The following is a 3,449-nucleotide window of genomic DNA, read 5'->3' on the forward strand; positions in this document are numbered from 1 at the left end:
CTGGTGGAGGGCTGGCTGGCCGACTTCCAGCGCACCACCGGCAAGGGCGCCGCGTACATCGGGGCGCACGTGGGGACGTTCCACGCCTCGCACGTGGACGCGGTGCCGTACTTCATCAACGGCAACTCCGGCAAGAACCCGGCCACCCCGCCCGACGACGGCGGGTTCACCGGGTGGTCGCTGTGGGGCGTGGACCCGGTGACGCCTTCGGAGGCGGAGCACGTGCGGCGCAACTGGTTCGCGGACGCGCCGGACTGGATCGGCACGCAGGTCCGGCCGCACGTGGACGACCTCGCGCTCACCGCCCCGGCTTCGGTCGCGGTCGGGACGCCCGGCACGGTGACGGCGACGGTCAAGCAGGGCACCCGTACGGTTCCCGCGGCCTACCCGGTCTCGGCCGCCTGGTCCGGGTCGCCCAACCTGCAGATCGGGTCCCGTGAGACGGCCAAGCCGTGGCACGTGGCCGTCCTCGACCCCTCGACGGGGACGCTGACGGCGTTGCGGCCGGGGCAGGTGACGGTGGCCGTCACGGTGAGCGGCGTCACGCAGCAGGCCGCCGTGGCGCTGACCGCCAAGGCAGCCGCCTGACCCAGCTGCCCCCGGGCGGGTCGCCGCCCACGCCGCATGGTCCCACCGGCCGCGGCGTGGTGCGGTGGCCCGCACGGGCGCGCCTGGCAAGAGTCTTGAAAGTGGCGGCAGTCCGCCGGCAAGCCGCCTGAAATCGGCGCACCGCACATTGGGGGCATCTCACCACGAAAGGACGGCCCCCGATGACGATCTCCCGTACCCTCGCCGGTCTGACCATCGCCGCCACCGCCACCCTCGCCGCCGCCGCCCCCGCCGCCCAGGCCGCGACCTCCGCGGACGCGGCCGGCACCGCGTGGGGCCCGTACTACGCGCCCGGGCGCGCCGCCGAAGCCGCGGGCACCCTGACGGCCACGGGGGAGGACCACGCCGACCTGCCGACCGCCGACGCCGTCCGGGTCTCGGGCAAGGTGTACGACCACACCCGCCGCGCCACCACGTGTGGCTGGGCGGTCTTCCGCATCACGTACCGCTCCGGGAACAACCTGCCGTTCCGCCACCACACGGTCCGCGACTGCTCGTACCGCACCCCGAAGCACTTCTCGTTCTCCTACCGGGACGTCTACCAGGTCGAACTCAAGGTCTGCGCCGAGTCCAAGGCCACCAAGCCGTCCCTCGTCTGCCTGTACGCGGGCACCTGGAAGACGCTCTACCTGTCGAAGTAGGCGGAGGGCGCCGCGCCAGGGCCAGGTGACGGTGGAGGTCACGGTGAGCGGCGCGGTCAACGGCGGCCGGGGTCTGCCGTGGGGCGGTCCCGGGGCCGGGAGGGTGCCGTGGCGAGCAGCAGGGTCCAGGCCGGGAACAGCGTCCACACGACGAAGCCCGGTATCCCACCGGCAGCCCAGGCCCAGGACACGCCGGACACGGCCGTGACGAGGGCGCCGATCCCGAACGTTCCGAGGGCGATCGGCAGTCCGATCACGACGACACGGCCGAGGCGGGTCACCGTCCTGGGCAGGGTACGGGTACGTGTTCCCGCGGCGCTGATCGCGCCCGCCCAGCACATGGTGAGGACGGCGCTCAGGCTCACCGCGACGACCTGGCGCTCGAACGGCATCGCACCCGTGATCAGCAGAGCCTGCAGCACGATGACGGCGACGGCGGCGACGAGGCCGATCCCGGTCCACACGCGGGCACGGGTGTCGCCGTCCATCAGGCGTCCCAGGCCGAGGACCACCGGTACGAGCGCGAGGTACTGGATCAGGACGAGGACGTCGTTTGCCGCGCCGAACCAGCCGTCGCCGGCGTTGCCGGTCCAGGGTTGAGCGGTGAGATAGAACAGGACCAGGAAAGCGTTCGCGATCAGACCGGTGCCCCCGCTGGCCGCCGCCCACCATCTCGGCGGTGTCCGGAGCGGATTCGTCTTCACCGGCGTCCTCCCGTCGTCGAGGCGGGCGCGTCGGCGGGCACGGGCCGCGGGCGGCGGGCGGCGTGCAGTGCGGCGGCGAACAGCAGCATCGCGTTGAGCCCGTCGGCGAGACGGTTCCCGGCGACACCGGTCACCAGGTCGCCGTCCCGCAGCCCCGGCCCGCCGGGCCGGCCCGGAACGTCCACCACCACGCCGTCCCCGCCCCAGCCCAGTCGCACGACGCCGCCGTCGGACGGAGCGTCCAGCCGGACGGCGGTCGCCACGACGCCCAGCACGACCAGGGCGATCGCTACTCCCGCCGGAGTCCTGCGCGACCGCCGTATCGATGCCAACCAGGGCCGCCAAGCTGACACGGACTCATCCTCACCGACACGCGTCAGGGAAACCATCACCCGGACGCCTACGGTTCGGCTGGAAGGGCGTGTCAACGGTCCCCGGTCCCCGCGGTCGGTGGCCTCGCCGGCCGACCAGGTGCAGAAGGAACCGTCCCCGGACCAGGCCACCAAGAAGCTGTGGGCACCTCTCTGAACCCGGATAACCGCTCCGAGGGAGGTCACCCCTTGATCTGCCGGACGATGGTCTCGTCGGTGATCCGGCTGTCCCCGGCCAGGAGGAGGGCCTTGCTGAGGATGAGCGCGAGGCGCCCGTCGTCCTCGAACGGCAGGAACAGCCTCGCGTCGCGGTCGCGCGCGGACACGATGCACAGGTACACGTCGCCCGGCTCCATGAGGATGTTCGCGCTGCCCAGATGGATCTTGTAGGTGCGCAGGTCGCCGCGTACGACCAGGTAACGATCGGTGAGCGTGCAGCGGTCGGCGATCGCCAGGCGCGGCAACAACCGGGCCAGCGCGTCGCGGCGCACCTCGGCCGACGGCGGCAGCTCGCCGAAGGACGCCGCGCGCCAGTAGTCGAGATGGCGGTCGTGGCCGCGGTCGGCCCACTCCGGGTCGGCCGCGATCGAGGTCACCGCCACGAACAGGTCCACGTCCCGCATGGCCTCGCTGAACACCAGCGCCGGCACCTCGGCGAGCGGCGCCTCCCGCCACTCGCCGTCCATCCTCCGGTGGAAACGCACCTGGTCGGTGGAGGCATGCTCGCCCGGATCCTCGTACAGGTAGTCGTGGAAGAACGACGCCCGCCACTGCCCCTCGGCCAGCACACGCGTGGCCTGGCCTGCGTCGCCGCCGTCCCACGGGCCGAGCATGTCGGCCCGCCACCCCCGGACCTTGAACATCGCGTACAGCCGCCGGTAGTCCACGACGTGCCCGGCGAACCGGTTGGAGTAGACAGCGGTCCGCTCCTCCGCGGGGGTCAGCGGGTAGACCTCGCGGAACGCCTGCTTGAACGGCTGCCTGACGCGCCCCTCGGTCACGGCCTCCCGCCAGCCGGTCACCTCCGCGAGCGTCGCTCGGGCGGGATGCCACAGGCGCACCCGCCCGCCCTCCAGCCCCCCCAGAGCCGCCCGCCCCACGCCGGGCGCGCCCACGGCCACCCA

4 protein-coding genes and 1 pseudogene are annotated in these 3,449 nt (G+C 73.0%); 2 read left to right on the forward strand and 3 right to left on the reverse strand.

Annotated features, from left to right (window positions below; all coding sequences use genetic code 11):
- Together AB0J09_RS59880 and AB0J09_RS59885 are read left to right on the forward strand one after the other, a co-directional pair.
- Nucleotides 1-588 (forward strand): annotated as a pseudogene (locus AB0J09_RS59880) (multidrug transporter); the annotation flags it as partial.
- 182 nt (nucleotides 589-770) lie between these two features.
- Nucleotides 771-1,250: a hypothetical protein gene (locus AB0J09_RS59885; RefSeq protein WP_360712583.1), complete on the forward strand. Its 480-nt coding sequence runs from the start codon at nucleotides 771-773 to the stop codon at nucleotides 1,248-1,250.
- A 56-nt stretch (nucleotides 1,251-1,306) separates the two neighbouring features.
- Here AB0J09_RS59885 and AB0J09_RS59890 read toward each other — a convergent pair whose 3' ends face one another.
- The 3 genes from AB0J09_RS59890 to AB0J09_RS59900 all read right to left on the reverse strand — a co-directional run.
- Nucleotides 1,307-1,954, reverse strand: coding sequence for a hypothetical protein (locus AB0J09_RS59890; protein ID WP_360712586.1), 648 nt, complete (start codon nucleotides 1,952-1,954; stop codon nucleotides 1,307-1,309).
- Complete coding sequence (locus AB0J09_RS59895) at nucleotides 1,951-2,286, reverse strand: hypothetical protein (RefSeq protein ID WP_360712589.1); 336 nt, start codon at nucleotides 2,284-2,286, stop codon at nucleotides 1,951-1,953. The genes AB0J09_RS59890 and AB0J09_RS59895 overlap by 4 nt, the downstream gene beginning before the upstream one ends.
- 221 nt (nucleotides 2,287-2,507) lie before the next feature.
- Nucleotides 2,508-3,449: DUF4132 domain-containing protein (locus tag AB0J09_RS59900; RefSeq protein ID WP_360712593.1), on the reverse strand; the 942-nt coding region annotated here is incomplete at its 5' end.

Source organism: Nonomuraea sp. NPDC049784, from assembly GCF_040659615.1.
GTDB lineage: Bacteria > Actinomycetota > Actinomycetes > Streptosporangiales > Streptosporangiaceae > Nonomuraea.